General features: G+C 61.2%; 11 protein-coding genes and 4 pseudogenes. 8 read left to right on the top strand and 7 right to left on the bottom strand.

The features are described 5' to 3' along the window. Window positions 1-1,696: 1,696 nt before the first annotated feature. A pseudogene (locus BJA_RS42150) lies at window positions 1,697-1,993 on the bottom strand (integrase core domain-containing protein); the annotation flags it as partial. Window positions 1,994-2,760: 767 nt separating this feature from the next. On the opposite strand from BJA_RS42150, the gene BJA_RS42145 reads away from it, so the two are divergent. From BJA_RS42145 to BJA_RS42135, 3 genes are all read left to right on the top strand, one after another. Continuing rightward, on the top strand, window positions 2,761-3,042 hold the full coding sequence (locus BJA_RS42145) for a DUF3892 domain-containing protein (RefSeq protein WP_370057846.1): 282 nt from the start codon (window positions 2,761-2,763) through the stop codon (window positions 3,040-3,042). A 1,589-nt stretch (window positions 3,043-4,631) separates the two neighbouring features. Beyond that, window positions 4,632-5,207 (top strand): reverse transcriptase domain-containing protein, encoded by a 576-nt coding sequence (locus BJA_RS42140; protein WP_063921588.1) that lies wholly within the window; start codon window positions 4,632-4,634, stop codon window positions 5,205-5,207. Beyond that, window positions 5,204-5,482 (top strand): HU family DNA-binding protein, encoded by a 279-nt coding sequence (locus BJA_RS42135; protein WP_011091019.1) that lies wholly within the window; start codon window positions 5,204-5,206, stop codon window positions 5,480-5,482. Before BJA_RS42140 ends, BJA_RS42135 begins: the two co-directional genes overlap by 4 nt. On the opposite strand, the gene BJA_RS42130 is transcribed toward BJA_RS42135, so the two are convergent. Then, window positions 5,479-5,634 (bottom strand): hypothetical protein, encoded by a 156-nt coding sequence (locus BJA_RS42130; protein ID WP_018646329.1) that lies wholly within the window; start codon window positions 5,632-5,634, stop codon window positions 5,479-5,481. The genes BJA_RS42135 and BJA_RS42130 overlap by 4 nt on opposite strands. A gap of 1,490 nt (window positions 5,635-7,124) precedes the next feature. Here BJA_RS42130 and BJA_RS42125 point away from each other — a divergent pair. The 3 genes from BJA_RS42125 to BJA_RS42115 all read left to right on the top strand — a co-directional run bounded on the left by BJA_RS42125 (window position 7,125) and on the right by BJA_RS42115 (window position 10,223). Then, window positions 7,125-8,429, top strand: coding sequence for a coproporphyrinogen-III oxidase family protein (locus BJA_RS42125; RefSeq protein ID WP_233475822.1), 1,305 nt, complete (start codon window positions 7,125-7,127; stop codon window positions 8,427-8,429). Then, complete coding sequence (locus tag BJA_RS42120) at window positions 8,426-9,637, top strand: hypothetical protein (protein WP_011091015.1); 1,212 nt, start codon at window positions 8,426-8,428, stop codon at window positions 9,635-9,637. Before BJA_RS42125 ends, BJA_RS42120 begins: the two co-directional genes overlap by 4 nt. An 82-nt stretch (window positions 9,638-9,719) precedes the next feature. After that, a complete protein-coding gene (locus BJA_RS42115; protein ID WP_011091014.1) occupies window positions 9,720-10,223 on the top strand; it encodes a GNAT family N-acetyltransferase in 504 nt (167 codons plus the stop codon). 413 nt (window positions 10,224-10,636) lie between these two features. Here the strand turns inward: BJA_RS42115 and BJA_RS43520 are convergent. Next, window positions 10,637-11,131 (bottom strand): annotated as a pseudogene (locus BJA_RS43520) (transposase); the annotation flags it as partial. 9 nt (window positions 11,132-11,140) lie between these two features. Between BJA_RS43520 and BJA_RS43515 the strand changes: the two are divergent. Next, window positions 11,141-11,369 (top strand): annotated as a pseudogene (locus BJA_RS43515) (ISL3 family transposase); the annotation flags it as partial. Between the two features lie 174 nt (window positions 11,370-11,543). Next, complete coding sequence (locus tag BJA_RS42105) at window positions 11,544-11,996, top strand: RNA polymerase sigma factor (protein WP_063921587.1); 453 nt, start codon at window positions 11,544-11,546, stop codon at window positions 11,994-11,996. Between the two features lie 324 nt (window positions 11,997-12,320). On the opposite strand, the gene BJA_RS42100 is transcribed toward BJA_RS42105, so the two are convergent. The 4 genes and pseudogenes from BJA_RS42100 to BJA_RS42085 form a co-directional block, all read right to left on the bottom strand. Beyond that, the gene (locus tag BJA_RS42100) at window positions 12,321-13,250 is read right to left on the bottom strand and encodes a DUF2493 domain-containing protein (RefSeq protein WP_011091010.1); all 930 of its coding nucleotides are present in this window, start codon (window positions 13,248-13,250) and stop codon (window positions 12,321-12,323) included. A 723-nt stretch (window positions 13,251-13,973) separates the two neighbouring features. Beyond that, entirely contained in the window at window positions 13,974-14,876 is a 903-nt protein-coding gene (locus BJA_RS42095) for an IS110 family transposase (protein ID WP_018646331.1), read from the bottom strand. A gap of 361 nt (window positions 14,877-15,237) precedes the next feature. Beyond that, a complete protein-coding gene (locus BJA_RS42090; protein WP_011091007.1) occupies window positions 15,238-16,305 on the bottom strand; it encodes a DUF7146 domain-containing protein in 1,068 nt (355 codons plus the stop codon). After that, window positions 16,305-20,631 (bottom strand): annotated as a pseudogene (locus tag BJA_RS42085) (strawberry notch-like NTP hydrolase domain-containing protein). Before BJA_RS42085 ends, BJA_RS42090 begins: the two are co-directional and overlap by 1 nt. Window positions 20,632-20,634 lie beyond the last annotated feature (3 nt).

The following is a 20,634-nucleotide window of genomic DNA, read 5'->3' as shown; positions in this document are numbered from 1 at the left end:
GAACGGAGATCCCAATGACGTTCCCCAGGGCGTGCAGGGGGGCAATAGAAAGGGCGCGGCAACGCGGTTCGGCTCAAATCGTGCTGCTACCGTGAGGGACCCTGACGAGTTTGACGATCGAACGCATGTTTTCCCGAGGGCTGAGACGGAACAAGAGCTTGGGATCACGGTCATAATGGAAAAGTGGATCGTCTCCCAATCCGTCATCAATCCAGCCTTTGACTCTAACGAGAGAGAAAAGACTGGCTAGCAGCTAGGCGACATCTCGCTCTCGACACTCGATCTCGCCGATTGCAGCCGCGATCGCTCGTGAATAAGGGAAGCGACCAAGGCCCGGCAGTTGGTCTCCCCGGTCACAGCAACAGTCCAGCCCTATCACTACAAGGCGCTGCTCCTTCCGAGCCCACCAAATTCGGTAGTTGAGGCGACCGCGGCAGATTTGCAGAGTAAGGCCATCTGTCGATCACAGGGGCGAGGCCGGAGCAAGCTTTATGGCTGGCGTTCAATACTTCGTGTCGCGCCATAAAGGCCGGTGGAAGGTTGCGCTCAATTTTGAGTACTCCGGCCCCTACGCCACTGAGGAAGAGGCGACCGCGTCGCCGTCGACGCCGCGGCAGGGCACGTCGCTCAGGTTCTCGTTCAAAGGGAAACCACCAATTTAGAATCGAGTGGACATATGGCCACGACCCATACCCCCACCAGCCAGCTAATCGCTGACCACATGAGATCGGCGCCGACCTTTCCCGCCACGCCCGCCCCGCAACACCAAAGCGCGTGGCATCAGCAGGGCGGAATCTCACACCGAACACTTATCCACTTTCCGACCGCGCTTCTGAGGCCGGCCCTGTCGAGCGCTGCCGTGCCAGGTTCTGCAGCGGGCGTGCCCTTGGTCTGCGTGGGGAACAAGGCGTTCGTCGCAGGTCAACAAGATCGGCGGCGTCAGCGACGCCAGCATCTACAAATGGAAGGCCAAGTTCTTTCAGCGTCGAGCCTTGCAACGGAAGCGCGCGGTTTCGTCGCGCCTAGAGTAGAATATTAACATTGCAACCGTCTAGGTTGTGTGCGACCATAGGCTTGGGTCTCAGAAACCGAAGACAGCATCAGTGGCCATCAATGGGCCAGCGTGCTAACAGCCCCGTTCGGCGGGGACGGTGCGCCCGTGTCCAAGGGCACCCCAAAAGCACATTGGCCGGTCACGATTACGGTTTCTGAACCCCGGCAGCCAGTCCGCTACCGGCATCAGAGCTAAAAGCAAAATCCATGAACCATCAGCGAATCTCGCGCCGCGTCGTGGCGATCGCTCGCGTCTGTAGTCTCGAAGTTCTGCACGACAACGAAACATCTCAGCAGAGGGCCGACCGGTTGATGGCACCGCACAAGCGGGGCAACCGTTGTCCGTTGTCAAATGATTTGAGGCTGATTAGGCGGCTGGCGAAAGGAGCGTCGGGCTCCTCAGGGGCTAGAGTTTAAGCGGCCTGCACTCGATGCTGCAAGCGAAGGTTGCGTCTCATCGGCGCTATCCTGCTCGAGCGGCGCCCAAGTTGAGCACCCGCAAGCAAGAGTCGCACGGGCGCATGTCCGTCGTCACGACGATACCCAAGGAAAAGGCGAAGGGGTTTGTTCGCAGGCTCGCTGAAGCTCTTTCCGGCAATCATAGTCAACGGCCCCGGGTTTGCCGGAGGCCATTTGGTTTAAGTTATGCCGCCTTGGCTGGTTGTTCCAGCATGGCGTAGTAGCGTTGCTCGGCTTCGGCCGGCGGGATGTTTCCGATGGGCTCCAGGAGCCGCCGGTTGTTGAACCAGTCGACCCATTCGAGAGTGGCGAACTCGACGGCCTCGAAGCTGCGCCATGGCCCGCGCCGATGGATCACCTCGGCCTTGTAGAGACCGTTGATGGTTTCGGCAAGAGCGTTGTCATAGGAATCTCCGACGCTGCTGACAGACGGCTCGACGCCAGCCTCAGCCAGGCGCTCGGTGTACTTGATGGATACGTACGTTAAAGTGCTGGTCAAGAAAGCTGACGTTTCATCGAAATGACTTTGGCTACCCTACAGGACATGAATTGCCGGAGAGCTGCCTAGTCGAACTCCTTCGCCGCTGATGTTCACGAGTTTAAGTAGGCCTTGTTGACCAGACCGTCGCCGAAGACCGGGGCTGACCGCCTTTGTCCCCGAGAGAGTCGTGCGGCACTCAACCCTCCCACTCTAGAAGCGCGCGTATGCGTGCAGCGATCCGCCGCGCGTCGTTCGGCCTAAGATTGGGCTTCACGCTGTCGAGGATGCCTAACACTGCCCGAGCCTCCTCGGCATCAAATGTCGCGACTTGGCGATCTGCCAGGCTCAAAGACTGATCGGCCGCCCGGGCCTGATTGGCTGTAAGCACCTCAAGCGCTTGCGACCGTAGGGCCGTGATGTGCCGCTCGAATATATGCATCCTTTGGCCCCATGGTTGGGAGTTAGCGGCCACGTGGCTCGGCGCTCAATCTGAGAGAAGAAGAAGCGCTGTCCCTACCACGCGCGCCGCTAACTCCACCGCCAGCTTCGGGAGGGAAGAAGGCTGTCGGTAGGATACATCCACCGCAAAAAGCCGTGGCACAACTACCAGAACTGGTTGCCGCATCACAGTCACGGTCGCCTGGCAATGGGGGCGCGACTCGGCGCCGAGAAGGATGCAAGGCAACCTACTGGGATTGGTCGGCACACTAACCCACGGCCGAGGTCCACACTGAGGCTCTTTTTTCTTGCAGATGGGAGAGACCCGAGTGACCAGCCGCATACGAATTCAATGCATCAACAAGACTGACAGGCAGAACCCTCACGAGCGAATCAAAAACGTTGGCGGAGTAAACCCGGACGGGTCTAGGTGGAAGCAATCCGTCGATCACACGATCAAAGAAATCGAAAACGGTGTATGGGAGTTCTATGTCGAGGAAAAGCGCACGGCCGATGTGATTGTGGCCGTCCACAACGGGCACAAGTACATCAAGACGAAGGCCGACGGCATTCAACCGGACAATTTGCTTTCACTCCCTGAGTGCCCCTAATTGTCGCAAGGATAAAGTTCATTGGCGATCCGGCTGATCAGTAGTATAATTTTGATAGAGCGCCTCCCGAGAGTCACTTGAAAAGGTTGGACGTGTACGCTCCTATCTGCCAGCCTTCCGTTCTGAGGTCAGCCAGGCTGGGAGCGGATCGCTCGATGCGGTCTCCCCGGTAGGCAGACCGGACGCCCGGTCCAGATACCAATCAATCGCCTTGCGATCCCAACGCTGAGTGCCGGGGATAGCCTCCGGTACCAAGCCCTTCTTAATCCACGTGTTGAACGCGTCCTTGGAGCACCCGCAATAGGCGGCTGCGTTGGCCTTAGTGAGGCCCCGAGGTGCGATCTGATCGGCGCGTAGTATCCGCTCCGAACGTCTCAGCTCTGCGGGCGAAGGTCTGTCACGCTGATGATCACCGTCCATTTGGACCTATGGTAGAAGTTAGCGGCAACGTGACTCCGCGCCCGAGCTGGAATTAGAGGCGCTGTCCCTACCACGCCCCGCCAACTTCAACATGGCCAGCGTCAAGCGACTGAAGCTGACGGCGGAAAGTATCGTCCGGGAAAGCCCGTGGCGCAACTACCAGGACTGGTTGCCGCCAGACGCTTGGGCGATCAGTCTCAGCGACCGGAAGCAACGCGGGCACGGCTCGGCGCCAGGTCAGGATAAGAATCGGGCGTTGTCCCTACCGCGCCCGCGCTGCAATTGAGATTAGCGGTGACGTGACTCGGCGCTCTAGCCCCCTCGCGTACACCGGGGCACGCACTGTCCCTGCCACGCGCCGCTAAGCTCAATGGCTGAGTATTCGGGCTAGCTTTCCAAAAGCTGACAAAGATCCGCGCGGAAAATTTACAAACGAAAAGCGGCCCGCTTGGGCCGTTCAAAGCTCAATCTGTTGTGGGCAATCATGCAGCCACGCAAAGACGCTCGCTAGACTGTAAGGCCGTGCGACTTCATGGCCGTCAAGCTTAATGGGGTGATCTTCGATAAGATAGAATTGCCCGTCGGCTGTTCTGACCATCCGATCTCTTAGCTCAAACCACACGCCCGTCGGCCACCTTTTATAGGATACTCGCGTCGCGAAATGGACCGCTTCAGCAATGTCCCGCGCGCGCAAATGCCTTAAAGGCTTAGCCTTTGGTGCCATGATTTCCTCGTCGGCTCAAGAGCCGCGCGGATGCGACTCGGCGCCTTTATCGGCTGGGGGGCTTAGATATCCAGCCTGATGGCGGCGAAGGATTAGCGAAGCGCAAGGGCGTCATCGTGAGGTGGGGTCTGAAGAAAGCGTGGAGCAAAGCCGCGGCCCGATGGACAAACACCGGATAACGAGGCCTACCCGGCCGGACGAGCGAGCAATTGATCGCGAAGTCCAAGGTCATCAAAGGTCGGGGTGGTAAATTCGGCGGGCGTGCGGTGAAGGCGGTCGGTCTTACCTCGGGAGGTCTGCGCTGTGTCTCGGCAACGAGACTGAGACCGTCGCAAGACGGCCTGACCGCAGCGCAGAAGTCAGCCGAGGGCGTAGTAGGCGGCAGCGCGCCGCTGAAGGCCTGAACGGTGGAAGTGGTCAGTAGAGCGGCGATCTCGTGCGAGCCATGCGGCAGAAGAATCAGGTCGAGCTGAACTTGAGCCCCGGAGCGGAGGGTGAAGCCCGAAGCGCCGGCGCCCGAGAGCCTGAAGCGCGTGCGGCGGAAGTCTGTCTCGAACGCCCGGCGGTCGCAGGACCGTCGATGGAAGACGTTGTCGAGAGTGAGAATCTGAAGGCAGCGTTGGCGCAAGTAAAGCGCAACAAGGGCGCGGCGGGCGTCGACGGGATGACCGTCGGCGAGCTGTCAGCCCACCTGAAGGAGCACTGGCCTGCGATCCGAGCCCAGTTGCTTGACGGCACCTACAAGCCACAGCCGGTGCGGCGGGTGGAGATACCGAAGGCGTCGGGCGGCCTGCGGCCGCTCGGCATTCCGACGGTGCTCGACCGCTTGATCCAGCAGGCGGTGATGCAGGTGCTGCAGGCGGATTGGGATAGGACGTTCGCCGAGACGAGCTTCGGCTTTCGGCCGGGGCGCTCGGCACATCGGGCGGTGGAACGGGCGCAGGCGTACATTGCGGCCGGCCACAGCATCGTGGTGGACAGCCAATTGCAACCGACATCCCCGAGGAACGTCACACCATGACCACCGCCACTGAAATCGCCGACGAGATCGCCAAGGCGTACAATCTGCCAAAGGCGCAAGCCAAGGCCATCGTGGACGGTGTCTTCAAGTCTATCGCCGATGCAGCAGCGAGCGACGCTGAAACCAATGTGCCGGGCTTTGGCAAGTTCAAGGTGAAGCACACCCCGGAACGCGAAGGCCGCAATCCCTCGACTGGCGCGACGATCAAGATCGCGGCGGCGAAGAAGCTGACGTTCGCCCCGGCCAAGGCCCTCAAGGATGTGCTGAACGGCTAAAGGCAGGAGCGCAGGCCGGCCCCCTTGTCCGAGGGTTCTCGATGCGAGACGGGCCGTGCCTTGACGTTGAAGGCGAGCGTGCGGATCGGACCGGTCAACTCGTTGTTGCCGGTCTTCCGGAAGATGCTGATGGTCGCCACGGTGTCCTCCATGATCTCTGTTTCCGAGCTCGCACCATCGGCGCTAAAGCCGCGGTTAGCGCAGGCTCGATGATGAAGGCTTGGTGCCAGTCTGGATGCCTGGAGCGGCCCCACCGTCCTACCGATATCAGCCGCGCGTCAAGCGGTGTTTGGCTGGTCCGCCTGCGGCCATTCCGGTGAGTCGGACGAAGGCCGTGATGCTGACGGCAATGGCCCCGACGACCGAGAAAATCGTCTGCGAGGCGGGTGAAGGTATCGCTATCTGGGCGATTCCACGAGGCCCACCGCGATGCCGCCGTGCAGCGCTTAGTGGCGTCCGGGTCAGGGGATGATTGGAGCGATCTCGTCATCCTGTATAGCTATCAGCTCATCGGGCCCAAGCCGAGCCTTTGCAACTGTTCCTCTTCGATCGGGCAGTTTAGGGTTGCAGCCTTGGCGCCGCAGTCTTTCATGGTCAACTTCCCGGCTGCCAACGGATCGGTGGCCGCAACCGCGCAAGTTACGTGCCTGAATTCCTCTTCGTCGTCGTCGCTGCCTTCCTTGAAGATGGCGACCGTCGGATTGAGAGAGACTAGTCGCCGTCAGTCACGATAGGCGCTGCACAGGTGTGTCTGGTTCAAGCTCTTTTGTTCGAGACTGGACACCGAAGCGCAAGCCTCACCTCCTCGCGGTCCGGAGCGCGTGTTTGCGCCTGTTTTCAAGCAAGCGTTGCCCATCTTTGATGGCACGTCGCTTGCTGGAACACGGTGACCGATCCGCCCGACCGTGGCGGTCTCTCCGTCGTCGGCCCAGGGATTTAGATGAGACTTGCTCGACTGATCAGAATAAGTGCAATTGCCGCGACAACGTGGAGTTGGGGGCGGCCCGAACTTTGCCGGGCGCAACGCCGGAGTCGTTGCCGTCATCCAAATTGGCTGACGCTCAAGACGATCGGATCGACCTACCATTCGGCTCAATTAGTCCCGAGCAGGCCCGAACCAGTGTGGCTGGCTGGAGCTGTCATGCGGCATGCGGAGGATCCTGCAGGGGCAATCTCGGCATCGCCCAAGAGGCAAACGAGGTTTGGCGCCCTGCGAAAGTGGCGGCTGCGGAGAAAGGAGCGAAGGGAGGTCGCGCGAAAGCTTCGTGGCTCGGAGCGAATTCGCCGAGACCACCTCCGCTTCCAACACGTCTGTGGGGAGCGCATCATTCTCTCGACGAATGCTCGCGCCCGTCGGCGCCGCCGCGCGCACAATGTTCGCACCGACAGCGACATCCTTACGTCGTCGCCGAACGAACAGAACTGCCATCGCACCTTTGCCTTAACGCAAAATCCTAAGGAGCACGAAAGATGAGTACGCCGACCTATTCCGAGGCCCTGGAATTCGCGATCGACCGCTCGTACGACATCAACATTGACATGTTAAGGTCGCGCAATTTGCACCTCGACACGTTTAACGATTACCTGGTCGGCACATATCCCCCCCCTTAAGGCCATGGGGGAGATCAATCCAGACATATTGTTGGATCGCATTGCGCCGTCGATTGACCTCTATTTCCACATCCCCTTCTGTCATCAGAACTGCACCTTTTGCCACTTCGGCAAGGAGATCAATCCTCCTCCCCGACGAGTCGAACGCTACTTGGCGGCCCTGGATAAGGAGATGAGTTGGTCAGACGCGGCGCTGGCCGGCAGCGCAATTGAGACAGCCTTCATTGGAGGCGGCACTCCCTCATTCTTGACGAACAATCAGCTCAAAGCATTGTTCGGTATGATTGGGAAGCGCTTTGACTTGTCCAATTCGGAGGTGAGTTTCGAGTTACATCCGTCTCTTGCCAAGCAGGCAGACGCTGCCGATCGCATATCTACTCTCCTTAAAGGCGGCGTAAACCGCTTCGTGCTGGGTGTTCAGACTCTAGATCGAGATATTTTGCGGATACTCAACCGCGGGCATGGTGTGGACGAGGTGATGCAAACCGTAAAGTTGCTGAAGGGGATGGGTGTCGAGAACCTGTCGCTCGACCTGATGTACGGATTGCCGCAGCAGACGCTCCGGAGCTGGTACGGCTCTCTGATCGGCCTCCTCGATATGGAAGTTGAAAAGTTCAATATATTTCCATTGATGTTCAAATCGACCGACCCCATAGCTCGTCACTTGGCGCGCGGACGATATCAATTCGCCGGGGCGAAGGAGCGCGTCATGATGCATTTTATGGCCGAGCATATGCTCACGAGTCTCGGCTACCGCCATGGACCGATTTTCTATTGGACTAAGATGTCGCAACCGCACTCCTTTCAACAAGCCCGAAAATACGATTCCTGGAACGATAATAATCTGGTCCCGTTTGGGGTCAGCGGATTTGGTTTCATGAGCGAGTGTCAGTTCTACAACGAAGTGGATTTGGATCGCTACTTGTCCAGGGTCGAAGCGGGCGAGAAACCGGTGTGGAAAGGCGTCGTCCTATCGCAGGATGATCTCATGCGCAGGACGTTAATGTTCGCCCTGCGAAGCAGCGGCGTGTTGCTCTCCCGCTTCGAACGGGAATTTGGCGTATCCCTTGAAGTATACTTTGCTCGCGAGCTAAGGGCCTTGAAGGAGGCAGGACTCATCTGCATTTCGAAGGATGGCGTCCTTTCGTTAACTGATGCCGGCACTATCAATTCGGGTGCAGTGTCACTGCTGTTCTTCTCGAATAATGTGCTTGAGCAGGTCGCATACAATGACGGTCGGATAGCAGACAAACGAACGGATCTTATCGAAAAACATGATTACTCGCCGGCGGCGAGATACGGCTCAAGTGTTCAGATGAAAGAGGTCTTTCAATGACATCGGTGGTGCGCCCGACTGCGGTCGATAGTGGTTCGCCAGTCGCCCCTGAACGGTCGCCCAACCGTTCGGAGGACATTTTTTCTCATCTAACTGATAGCATTGATCGAAGTGAACGAAAGCGTCCGCTTGGACCAGTGAGCAACTTTACCGTCGAACAACTGCCGCATTGTGTTGCGGAGATCCAACGTAGTGAACGACCAAATGGAGCGATAAAGGCGTTCGGGCGTAGCGTCAACGCAATGATTGGTGAGGCAGACTACAGCGGGCTGCTGTTGAGGCTGCCGCAGTGCGATTTCGAAATAGCCAAAACAGACATCCAGTATCTCGTCAATTGCACTTATCAGATGTCGGCCTTTGCCGGCCTCGATCCTTCTGACGCCGAATTGACCGTGGGAGCGGAATTAAGCCGCCTGGCGAGCTTGACGTGCCAGCGTCAGCCTAGCGTTGGTGTCCTCTCCTACGAAGACATGATCCTTACGAATCCGGTACAGAGCGACCCCCGCCTGTATTGCCTTGGCGCAGTTGGCGTCGAGGAGCGTGATTTTTGCGCCGGCCATCAACTGATCGAGAGCGAATTGCAGTCAGCAATGGATGCGCTGCTCGACTTGCGAGACTTAGGTGGCGCGGATGCTTCTCGATGTCTTACGCAATGCGTGGCGCGGCTTGAGTCCGCACAAGATGTTTTGACGCGTTTCGAGGACCATATGTCGCCAGAACTGTTCAGCCAGTTTCGCGCGTTCTACGGAAAAAATCCTTATAGGAATACGCTTGGTCCAAGCGGCCGTTTCTCGGCTCGCGTTGTCGCGGTCTCGGTTTTGCTGGTCGGCGAAGAGCTATTTCGTCAAAAACCTCAATTTTATTGGGATCTATATCGGCTGTCCGAATACTATCCGCAGACGAGCATTGGCAAGGTGTTCTGTTGGCTGTCGCCAGACAACAGGGATGCATGGCTCAAGCCAGCCTGGCTCGAAGGGAAAGCGGACTTTCCAAGGTCTGCAACCATTTCGCCCGTGGTCGAGCGCGGCGGCCGTGAAATCGAGAGACTACACGAGGCCTGTGTTTGCGCGCTGGACCGATTTACCCGGATGCATCGTCGTGCGGCCCTGAAGCACACGGTTGAGCCAGGTCGACCACTTGTCGGAGTTGAGGCGTCGGAGAGTATTGAGGTCGTGCTTTGCCAGCGGCTATTGACACTGCCTCCGTAGGCCGAGGATTAGTATCTGCTCGGAAGAACCCGGGATCGTGTCGGAGCACCGGCGTCCGATGCCAAAGGATAAAGTATCATAGATGTCTAAGGACGAAGTGATCTTTCGTCGGTTCGCGCCAGCGGACACCGATAATGTCTGGCATCTGCATACAACCGCGTCGCAGGATGTTGGTGTATGTAGTCCGGAAGGGACATGGGGCGATGATCTACGGAATATCGGGGAGGTCTACATCAAGTCAGGCGGCGACTTCATGGTTGCGCATATCGGTTCCGATTTCGCTGCCATGGGTGGCTTGAAACCGCTTGACAATGACGTCGTAGAATTGAAGCGCATGCGGGTCCATCCCTCCTTTCAACGACGGGGGCTTGGAAGACGGATTCTTCGTGAGTTGGAATCGCGAGCCGTTGCGCTGGAATTCAAGCAGATCGTGCTCGACACGACAACGATCCAGGTAGGGGCTCAAAGACTCTATGAGAGCACTGGCTATGTTCGCCGCAGAGAAGGGATACTGGACGGATATGCGGTGATCTTTTACGAGAAGCGGCTCACCGGTCGGGACGAGTTCTCTATGCCAGGTAAGTAAGGCTGGCAGGCGCGCCGGCCCCCAGTGCTATCGACGGCTTCCTAGCGCAATACTATCATTCGGCCCTTTAATTTGCAGTTCAATGTCAAGCAATCCTTCTGGATTCGCCTGCGGCACGACGGTAGCGCTCGCGCCGTTGGCCGGGGTTGTGGAGATGGTGCGAGCGCAGCTGATACATGATCGTCGGCCAAGCATTGCACGCGCCCTGGACCTGCGGATGCCATCGCTGAGATCATGGTCCTTTCCGAGGTCGCGCAGCACCTCATGATGAGGTCCGGGGCGGACGCCTCAACGTCTGCAGCGGAGTACGGTCGAGCCGCCACCAGCCGAATGAATGAACGAGGTCGTCACAAGCACCGTCCCAGCGGGACATCGCTAGTTCGGCGGACCGTACCAGGAGCTGACAAACCGGGTCAGGCTTCCTTCGCCTGACCCCAGTCGAACGATGTGCCATTGACCCAGATGCAGTGAAGAACTATGGCGATCTTCCGCGCAATGGCGACCTTTGCCTTCCTCATGCCGATCCGCTTTGCGAGCTTCATGCCCCAGGCGTTGAGGGAGGACCATTTCTTCGTTCGATAAAGCAGGACGGCCGCGGCTTCAAACAAGTAGGTTCGGGGAAGCCGGCCACCCCATCGAGAGATCTTGCCAATGGTTGCGCCGGGCTGACTGCGCCGCGGTGTAAGGTCCAGATAAGCGCCGACGGCTGATGCCGATCGAAGGTGGGATGGGTCATCAATCGTATGTCGGATCTTTAAGGCCGTCACCACGCCGACACCAGGAACCGTCATCAGGCGGCGTGCGGTCTCGTCCAGTTTTGCCAGTCCGCGGACTTCGTCGTCGATCTTGTGGATCAACAGCAGCGGGGATATCACGCCGAGCAGTGGATGATCGCCACTCAAGATCTCGCGACCTGATACGCCAGCATCATCTGTAACCTGGAAAGGCACCGGATCGTCACCCTGCTGCCGGATCCAAGCCCGGCTCGCCCTCATCCCACGATCGCGATCGCGGCGGGGGATATGGCGAAGCTGCGGCAAAGGCCCTGCCGCACGCGGTTCAGGTCGCAGATCGTTGATGGAGAACGCCAGTCGAGCCTTCCTCGATGCCGTCCACAAATCGATGCGCCAGATCCGCAGCGCAATCGGGGTCACCGTCTCCGAACACCATAGGCAATTACCGCGGCAAAAAGAGAGCCTCGGATTTGTGAGGCTTGCCCTGATATTATTCAGGAATTGCGATTCTTACGGTAGCTGACTTCCCGCCTACGACTGCAGCCTCGAGGTCGTCACGATTGTGCGAGCCTCAACAAAAACACGCATGCTGCCGGGAGGAGTTGGCTGGAACGACATCCTCCACAAGGCGATCGCACGCGTTCTCGACGGCTCGCGCCCCTGGCCGCCAGACGTACCCATTCTTGCGTTTCTGTCGGGTGTCATGCGCAGTATCTGCAACGACCATTGGCGGCGTGCGCGGCTCGAGCAAAGGCTGCTTGTGAGCCGAGATGATCCGGACCAGAGAAGCTGGCCCGGTGACGAGGCCGATGAGGAGCCCGATCCGGAGCGGATCCTGGCCGCCGCCCAGAAGTTGGCCAACGTCTATCGGCTGTTCGAAGCCGATCCCCGGGCGCTGAAGATCATTGCGGGCATGGCCGATGGCCTGACGGCCAGAGAAATCTGCAAGGTCCATGATATGTCCGAGCTCGACTACGACACGACGCGACGGCGGATGCGGCGCACCCTGCTGCGCCATCAACAAAACTGGAGTAAGTGACACGCTAGCACCCCAGTCTCGATCTGGCCCGCCTGCTCGGAGCGCTGAGCGAGGAAATCCTCGCCGCGAGCGATGAGGAGGTACGGCAGACCTCCGCTCTGCAAGGATGGACAATTACCAACACCGCCCTCGACGTCGGAGAGGTGATCAAGGCCGCGCGCGGGGACGAGAGTGGGGGCCTTGCTCGAAATTGTGATCTGAACGAAGATCCGAGCAAACCCGGTGCAAGGCTGCGGCCGACGCGTCGGGGCCGCAGCTCAAATCGCACAATCAGCCGCATTGAGCGAGCCGCAGGCTTCTAGCCGTTAGTGTTTGCGGCAGCGCTTACGCGCCGCCAAACCTCCAGACCGGGATGCCGAGCTTCTTCGCCTTGTCGGCCAGATTGTCCTGGATACCGGTACCGGGGAAGTGAATCACGCCGATGGGTAGCGTCTCCAGCATCGCATCGTTGCGCTTGAACGGCGCGGCCTTGGCATGCTTCGTCCAGTCGGGCTTGAAGGCGATCTGCGGAACCTTGCGATTGCCGGCCCACTTGGCGGCGATCAACTCGGCGCCCTTGGGGGATCCGCCGTGCAGCAACACCATGTCCGCATGCTTGGCGTGCACCTGGTCCAGCTTGGCCCAGATCAACCGGTGATCGTTGAAGTCGAGACCACCGGTCAGCGCGACTTTCGGTCCGGGCGGCATGAGCACCTGATTGTCGGCGCGCTTCTTCGCGACCAGGAAGTCGCGGCTGTCGATCATCGCGGAGGTCAGATTGCGGTGGTTGACCCTCGACCCGTTGCGCGGCCGCCAGACGGAATGGGTGTGGCGTTCGAACTCGTCGGCGGCCTGGTCGCGCATCAGCTCGAAGGCGTTGCGTCGCTCGATCAGTGTTTGACCTTCCGCCGTCAGGCGCTCCAATTCGACGGATTTCACCTCGCTGCCGTCCTGTTCGCGCTGGGAGCGCTGCTGGGCCAGTTCATTGCCGTCGAGCTCTCGTTCGATCCTGTCGCTGGCGCGGTGGAAGACGTTCACCGTCGACCAGAGCAGGTCCTCGAGGTCGGGCTCAAGACGGGTATCGGACAGCTCCACCACGAGGGCATCGAAGATGTCGACGATGCTGCCGGCGAGGACTCGCGCTTCAGGGAGCCGCCGGGGATCGGGCTCATCGTGGAAGGGACGGTAGCCAAAGAGCTGGAGTTCCTGGAGCACTTGGTCGGTTGGGGATGAGCTTTGGTGCGGCTCGAGATCGTCGTCGTGGTCGGTGGTCATTGCGGCTTTCCCTGGTCGGATCGACCGCGCCCATCGCGGCCTCACATGAGAGTTGTTTGGTCAAGGCAAGAATGAGCGGTGGTGAACTCGAGATTATTGTGGAGTACAAATCGGACGCTTGGTGCCGGTGTAGGAGCCATCTTCGCCGTGATTGAACGTACCGATCTGAGCCATTTTCGTTTCTCCTGACTGTTCCTCGAAGCCACCCGATGCGGTCTCGATGGCGGTCGAGAGGCGATGGACGGCCGGCTTGCACCCGGAGGGCCGCAGCACAGCGGAGGACGGCGATAGCCGAGCTTCTTGTCTCGCGAGGAAGGCGTGGCACACGCCGGGGAAGAAGGTCGGCGAAGCCGTTGCTGGCATAGGCCGGACAGCGCCAGACCAGCCAAGAGAGAGGCCGCACGGTGGCTTCGTCGGCAAGTCTGCCGAGAACGACGCTGGCATTGGGCGCACCTCGATATCGTCGGCGCTGCCCCTTACCGGCCTGCTTCCCGCTCTCGAACCCAAGGTCTGAGCCGATCTGCTGATCCGCGCCAATGCACGTATCAACCTCACATCCGGTCGCCGCGCATGCGGCCGCACCAAAATCCCGCCTACGGCGGCAAAGGCTCAAGAGGACGAGACCATTCTTCGTGACGGCGTGCGAGCCAAGCCGCGATCCGGTCGTCCACCCTGGTTCCGGGCGAGCTGATTAGGCCCGGACCGAACTGGGAAGCGATGTTGTCATGGCCGAACGATGGCGCCTTCGATCACAACTCCGGCGCTAACGTATTTCCACAGAGCCACGATGAGCTTGCGCGCCAATGCCGTGATCATGACTTTCTTGAAGCGGCCGCCATTCTGGGCGACACGCTCGTTGAACCATCGGCTGAGCGCCGAGCCGGGCTGATGACGCAACCAAAGCCAAGCCATCTCCAGCAGTGTGGAGCGCAGGCGCGTGTTTCCGGACTTTCCGATTCCTTGATCCCGGTCGAACTGGCGCTTCATATGCTGCGGGAGATCTCGTCCATCACCGGTTCGCACAGCCTCGAACCGCTCGCGCCGACCACGCCGGAGTGGATCGTAATCGGTGACGCCCTGCGAGAAGAGAAGGCCCTTGATTCGGTTGCTATGCTGGATTCGCTCCTGCATCAGCACCATGCGTTCGCGTGTTATGCGGCGACGGTCCTCGTCGTCGGGCGAGGGCACACGCAGCATCGAGCAAACACGCGGCTCGCCTCGCTCAAAGGCCAGCAAGGCTCGGATGAGGGTCTCTCCATCCAGCCGGTCTGTCTTGATCCGGCGACGACGCCGCGAAACTGCGATCGAGGCGGCGTCAACAATATGGCTCTCGTGCCCTTGGGCCTGCAGAACCCGATGGACCCAAAAGCCGTCGAGTCCAGCTTCTTGAATGACGATGATGGGATAGGATTGGTCGGTTCTGTCCAATGCCTTCTGCTTCAGTCGGGCGAGACGTTCCAAAAGCCCCGCAATGTCACCACCCATCACTGTGTGACGTGACAGCTTCTCCCCCGTTCCCGGCACCAGCGATGTGACGAGCCAAGTCTTCCGGCTCAATTCGACAGAGACGAAGATTGCGTTCAGTACTTTGTTCGTCGTCTTGTTAGCATCTCCATTTAATTTCATCTGATCGCTCCCTTTTCGACGATTGGCAATGCCGATCGTATCGAAACGGACCGCCGTCGCCACTCATAGGATCTTCATGGCGACGAAAGCGGCGGGCGGAACGGACTTGCACCCGCAGCGCAGCGGAGGGCCGGAGCGTTAGCGGAGGAACGAAGGGGGCCGACTATTTTGCCTCGCGATGTAAAGGCGGCTCTGCCGCCGACGGAAAATAGTCGGTCCACGAGGTTGCCGGTCCGGGCCGCTTGCCGCCCGATCGCCCTCTCGGAAGGCCGTGGGGCGGTCCTCTCCGGCGCCGAGGGGAAGCAGGACCACCGGCCTCGCGATAACGAAGCGGCTGCGTCGCACCTCATCCCCGTTCCGGCTATGCCGCCAGCTCGATAAAGCGCGCGACGTCCTGCGCCGCGATCTGCACGCGGCTCGCGGCCCGAAGGGCGTCAAATCCGAGCAGACGAAGATCCTCGTTGAAGTCGCCAAGCCGTGGCGAGATCACGATCGCCTCGATCCCGGCCTCCTGCGCCCGATCGATCAAGGTCGCCATGGCGCCGTCACCGGCAGGATCGTCATCGCGGGCGATGTAGAGCCGGCGGAGCGTGTCCGGGAGAAGGATGGCTGAGAGATGCGCCGCCGATAGGGCCGCGACCATCGGCATGGTCGGCAGCACGCTGCGGAGCGACAGCATCGTCTCGATGCCCTCGCCGGCCGCCATGACCTCACCCGCTAGGCCAAATCGAACGGCGTGACCAAGCAGGTCGCCCATCGCCCGTTTCGGCGTGTCGATCAGCGCCTTGCCGAGCGTCGTCTCGCTGAAGCCTCCGGGGTCAAGCCAGGTGCGATGCGCGCCGGTCAGGTGGCCGCGGAGATCGGTGACGGCGGCGATCATCGCCGGCCAGGTCTCGGTCGCGCTGTGGTCGTCGGGCCTGTAGTAGCAACGTGGGTGAAAGCGCAGACTTCCGGTTTCGTGCAAAGCCGTAATGCCGCGATTGCGGAGATACGCTTCTACGAGTGTGCCTGCGATCGACTGAGACACGCCGAAGAGCCGCCGCGCCGCCTCTGGCGATCCGAGGGGCGCGGGCGACGTTCTCGACCGGAGGCGATTTGGCGCAGGCTCCGGTTCTGGACGCGGCAGGCTCAGAAAGCGTCGTGCCTCATTGGCGACGTCGCGAAAGTTCGTGAAACAGCAGCTCTCGCGGATCACGTCGAGGAGATCGCCATGCTCGGCCGAGGCAGCATCTCGCCAATGCCCAGCGGCGCCGGGTCCGGATTCCGGTCCGCTGAGCCGGACGAACATCGACCGGCCGGGCGTATTGCGGACGTCGCCCACCGTCCAATATCGGCCCTGGCGCCGCCCGTTGGACAGGTAATGGCGGCACACGGCCTCGGCGTCACGCGCAAGACGGCGGGCCAGTTCGGAGGCGTTGTCGCGGGCCATCAGGCGGCCTCCCGCTCGCCGATGCGCACGATCGGATAGTGGTCGAGCACCTTTGCCAACACGGCGGCGCCGGTCGCATCTGATGGCACGAACATGCGCAGCTTCCACGAGATGATTTCGCTGAAGAGGCCGTATGCGCGCAACCGGTCACGCATCACATCTGTAAAGCCGGACAGTTCGAAGCGATGGGCGCCCATCACGCGGACACGACGGAGCTGCAGATCCTCGGCGAGCTCAAGGACGGTGCGCCCCTCCATCAGCGCCGAGAAGGCTTCGTTCGGGGTCAAGCTGCAGGTCGCGGTCATGCAAGCGCTCGCGGCCCAAGCTGGCGAGACCCTGCGACCGATGATGCGCTCGCCAGCATCGGTCTGGAGCCGATAGACGCGCGTCGACTCGTTCGGCAACCGCTTCCAGATCGGCAGCAGCAGACCTGCGACGATGTGGAGCGTGCTCTCAGCGAACTCGGGAACGTCGACGACTTCGCCGTTCCATGCCGCGGCGAATGTCTCGCGATCCGTAGGCTGCCAGTGGCTCTCGTCCATCATCTTCATCGAAGCATGATGGTGCTCCATCGGACGAATCAGCCGCACCCGACTTTCGATCTCGCCGTCATCGAGCATGAAGCTCGGCGCCGGAATCTGCACCGCGGCGCGACCCGAGCGCTCGTTGACCAGCAGCACCGCCCGAGCATCGGCGAGATAATCGAGCGCTTGATCCAGCGTCATGGGACGGTTGCGCCGGCGTTCGGTGATCGTGAGCAGCCGGGTTTCCGCGCCGGTCGCAGGGTGCGTGTAGATCGGATGCCGACCGGTGACGACGAAGCTGTCGGCCTGTAGCGTCTCCAGGCCAATGTCGTAGACGCCGCTAGCAATGGCGCCTTCGACCTTGGCGTTCAGCAATTGCTCGAAGGCCGTGAACAGCAAAGCTTGCAGGCCTATCGTGAGCGCGAGCAGCCGGTTCAGGAACGTCGTGATCGGCGGTAGCTCGTCCTTGATGCCGTTTTCGTCGACGAGCTTCAGGCCCGTGGCGTCCTCGAACATCTCGAGCGAGCAGCCTTCGACCTTGCCGCGCACGAGCAGCAGGTAGAGCTGGCGCAGCGCATCGCGGGCGTAGTGGCTCTCGAGATTGTCCTCAGGCCGAAACAGGCCTTGGCCGCCGGTCTGGCGCTGGCCGCGCGTGATGGCACCCAGCGTGTCGAGCCGGCGCGCGATGGTCGAGAGGAAGCGCTTTTCCGCCTTCACGTCGGTCGCAATGGGGCGGAATAGAGGCGGCTGCGCCTGGTTGGTGCGGTTCGTTCGGCCGAGACCCTGGATCGCGGCATCGGCCTTCCAGCCCGGCTCGAGCAAATAATGGACCCGAAGCCGGCGATTCCGCGCCGAGAGTTCGGCATGGTAGCTGCGGCCTGTGCCGCCAGCCTCCGAGAAGACACGCACGCGCTTCAGGTCATCCATGAAGGCGGCGGTCTCTGCGAGATTGGCGGAAGCTGCACGGTTCTCGACGGTAAGGCGGTCACATCTGCGCACCACGCGCCGCGAACGGCCGGTCACTTCCGCCACGAGGTCCGTGCCGAAGCGCTGCACGATCTGGTCGAGCGCGCCGGGAACAGGCGGAAGCGACGCGAGCCGCTCGATCAGCTCATTGCGGCGGGCGACGGCCTCGCGGCTCTCGACCGGCTGGCCGTCGCGGAAGACGGGCCGCGACGAGAGATTGCCCTCGGTGTCGGTGAAGGGCTCATAGGCCTGCACCGGGAAGGAATGGGCGAGGTAATCCAGCACGTATTCGCGGGGCGTGATGTCCACGCGCACGTCGTTCCATTCCTCAGGTGGAATCTCGGCGAGCCGACGCTCCATCAGCGCCTCGCCGGTCGATACGATCTGGATCACCGCGGCATGGCCCTCGGCCAAGTCCCGCTCGATGGAGCGGACCAGGGTCGGCGTCTTCATGCTGGTGAGCAGATGACCGAAGAATCGCTGCTTGGCCGATTCGAAGGCCGAGCGCGCGGCCGACTTCGCCTGGCGGTTGAGCGTGCCGTTCTCACCGGTAATGTTGGCGGCCTCCATTGCCGCGTCGAGGTGATTGTGGATGACGCTGAAGGCAGCGGCGTAGGCATCATAGATCCGGCGCTGCTCGTCGGAGAGCTGGTGCTCGACCAGTTCATACTCGACGCCGTCGTAGGAAAGCGAGCGGGCGGTGTAGAGACCGAGCGAACGAAGATCGCGAGAGAGCACCTCCATCGCAGCGACCCCGCCCTCCTCGATCGCCTCGACGAACTCGGCGCGGGTGGCGAACGGAAAATCCTCGCCGCCCCACAGCCCGAGGCGCTGGGCGTAGGCGAGATTGTGGACGGTGGTGGCGCCGGTCGCCGAGACATAGACGACGCGGGCATTGGGCAGCGCATGCTGAAGACGCAAGCCTGCACGCCCCTGCTGCGAGGGCGCGACATCGCCCCGCTCGCCCTTGCCGCCACCGGCATTCTGCATGGCATGGCTCTCGTCGAAAATGATGACGCCGTCGAAGTCGGAGCCCAACCATTGAACAATCTGCCGGACGCGCGAAAGCTTCTCGCCGCGGTCGTCGGACCGCAGCGTAGGTTAAAAATAGGACGCCCTCGGCCAACCGGATGTCGTACCCTTGAGGGAAGCGCGAGAGCGGCGTGACCAACAGACGCTCCATGCCGAGCGCCGACCAGTCGCGCTGCGCGTCCTCGAGCAGCTTGTCGGACTTAGAGATCCAGACCGCCTTGCACCGGCCCTGGAGCCAGTTGTCGAGAATGATGCCGGCGGACTGGCGACCCTTGCCGGCGCCGGTCCCGTCACCGAGCATGAAGCCGCGACGGAAGCGGACGGCGTTCGGTGCGTCGTCGCGGGCGGCCGCGACGAGGTCGAAGGTCTCGTCTACCGTCCAGGCGCCAGCGAGATAGTTACCATGCGCCTCGCCAGCATAGATGACCGTCTCAAGCTGGGCGTCGGACAGAATGCCATCGCTGACGAGGTTTGCCGGCAGCCGTGGCCGATAGCTCGGCTTCGGCGGCGCGACCGAGGCCATCGCGGCCGACTGCACCAGCTTGGTCGGATGCGCCTGCGCACCGTGGATCCGGATCGATTGGAGCCGGTATTCTTCGTAGATGGCGTCGCTGAGGCGCGCGCCCTCGGGCGGCGCCCAATCTGTCGCCTCATAAGCGAGGTCGACGGCTTCGGGATCGGCGACCGACGCCTTAACCGGCTGTGCAGCGGCGCTCGCGAGATAGCCGCGCACGGTGCGACGCGCCGGCGAGGCTGACACGGGAAGCACACCGGTCGATGCGACGCTCAGACGAGGTGGAACGTGTTCGCCGATCCAGCGGAGCAGTGTCGCAACGTCGGGCGCCATTCCCGGCGACGCCGGGAACGCGCTCGGATCCGCGGCAGGCACTTTGTCGATGACGGTGAGACGCGTCTCGATCGTGGTGCCGTGCTTGGCATAGACCGCGCCGGCGATCGCCGCAGTGAACACCACGCGGCCGCGTTCCTGCAGTCGGGCGAAGGCGTCATGCCAGGCTGAGGCTTCGGGTGAGACGTTTGCGCCTGATATCGTGACCAGCCGGCCGCCATCGGCGAGACGCGCCAGGGCCGAGGCGATGTGACGGTACGCGGTGTCGGCCATCCGGCCCGAAACGTTTGCCATCGCCGAGAACGGCGGGTTCATCAGCACGAAACTCGGGACCACCGTGGGATCGAGGTGGTCGTCGATTTGGGCCGCGTCGAAGCGCGTGACGGAAACGGCCGGAAAGAGAGAAGAAAGTAACACGGCCCGGGTCTTGGCCAGTTCGTTCAGCACAAGCCCGCTGCCGGCAATCTCGGCGAGGATGGCGAGCAGCCCGGTGCCGGCGGACGGCTCCAGCACGCGATCCGCCGCAGTAATGGCGGCCGCAGTCAGCGCAGCCAGGCCGAGCGGAATCGGGGTCGAGAATTGCTGGAAGATTTCGCTCTCGGCAGAGCGGCGCGTGTGGGTCGGCAGAAGCCTTGCGATCTTTTCCAAAGCGGAAAGTCGTGAAGCCGCAGAATCAGCTTTGCGGAAGAGCGCCTTTCCGTATTTGCGTAAGAACAGGACGGTGGCGACCTCACAAGTGTCATAGGCCATCTTCCAGTCCCAGGCGCCCGTCGCATCGGATGCGCCGGAGGCCACTTCCATTGCGGCGCGGAGAAGCGCGGCGTCGATGCGTCGGCCACGCTCGAGATGCGGAAGGAGATGACTCGCGGCAGCGATGATGATACTGGCGCCCTCGGGAGCGCGAACAGGCGAGATCGGAGCGGCCGGGTCGGCCGCGATCGGGGAATGGTCATTCATGGA

The sequence above is a fragment of the Bradyrhizobium diazoefficiens USDA 110 genome, assembly GCF_000011365.1.
GTDB classification, from domain to species: domain Bacteria; phylum Pseudomonadota; class Alphaproteobacteria; order Rhizobiales; family Xanthobacteraceae; genus Bradyrhizobium; species Bradyrhizobium diazoefficiens.
This window is presented reverse-complemented; position numbering and strand designations above follow the sequence as displayed.

Excerpts from the sequence above, each read along its gene's own strand:
- BJA_RS42140 (WP_063921588.1), top strand. The coding sequence starts at position 4,632 with ATGCGGCAGAAGAATCAGGTCGAGCTGAACTTGAGCCCCGGAGCGGAG.
- BJA_RS42135 (WP_011091019.1), top strand. The coding sequence starts at position 5,204 with ATGACCACCGCCACTGAAATCGCCGACGAGATCGCCAAGGCGTACAAT.
- BJA_RS42130 (WP_018646329.1), bottom strand. The coding sequence starts at position 5,634 with ATGGAGGACACCGTGGCGACCATCAGCATCTTCCGGAAGACCGGCAAC.
- BJA_RS42120 (WP_011091015.1), top strand. The coding sequence starts at position 8,426 with ATGACATCGGTGGTGCGCCCGACTGCGGTCGATAGTGGTTCGCCAGTC.
- BJA_RS42115 (WP_011091014.1), top strand. The coding sequence starts at position 9,720 with ATGTCTAAGGACGAAGTGATCTTTCGTCGGTTCGCGCCAGCGGACACC.
- BJA_RS42105 (WP_063921587.1), top strand. The coding sequence starts at position 11,544 with ATGCTGCCGGGAGGAGTTGGCTGGAACGACATCCTCCACAAGGCGATC.
- BJA_RS42100 (WP_011091010.1), bottom strand. The coding sequence starts at position 13,250 with ATGACCACCGACCACGACGACGATCTCGAGCCGCACCAAAGCTCATCC.
- BJA_RS42095 (WP_018646331.1), bottom strand. The coding sequence starts at position 14,876 with ATGAAATTAAATGGAGATGCTAACAAGACGACGAACAAAGTACTGAAC.
- BJA_RS42090 (WP_011091007.1), bottom strand. The coding sequence starts at position 16,305 with ATGGCCCGCGACAACGCCTCCGAACTGGCCCGCCGTCTTGCGCGTGAC.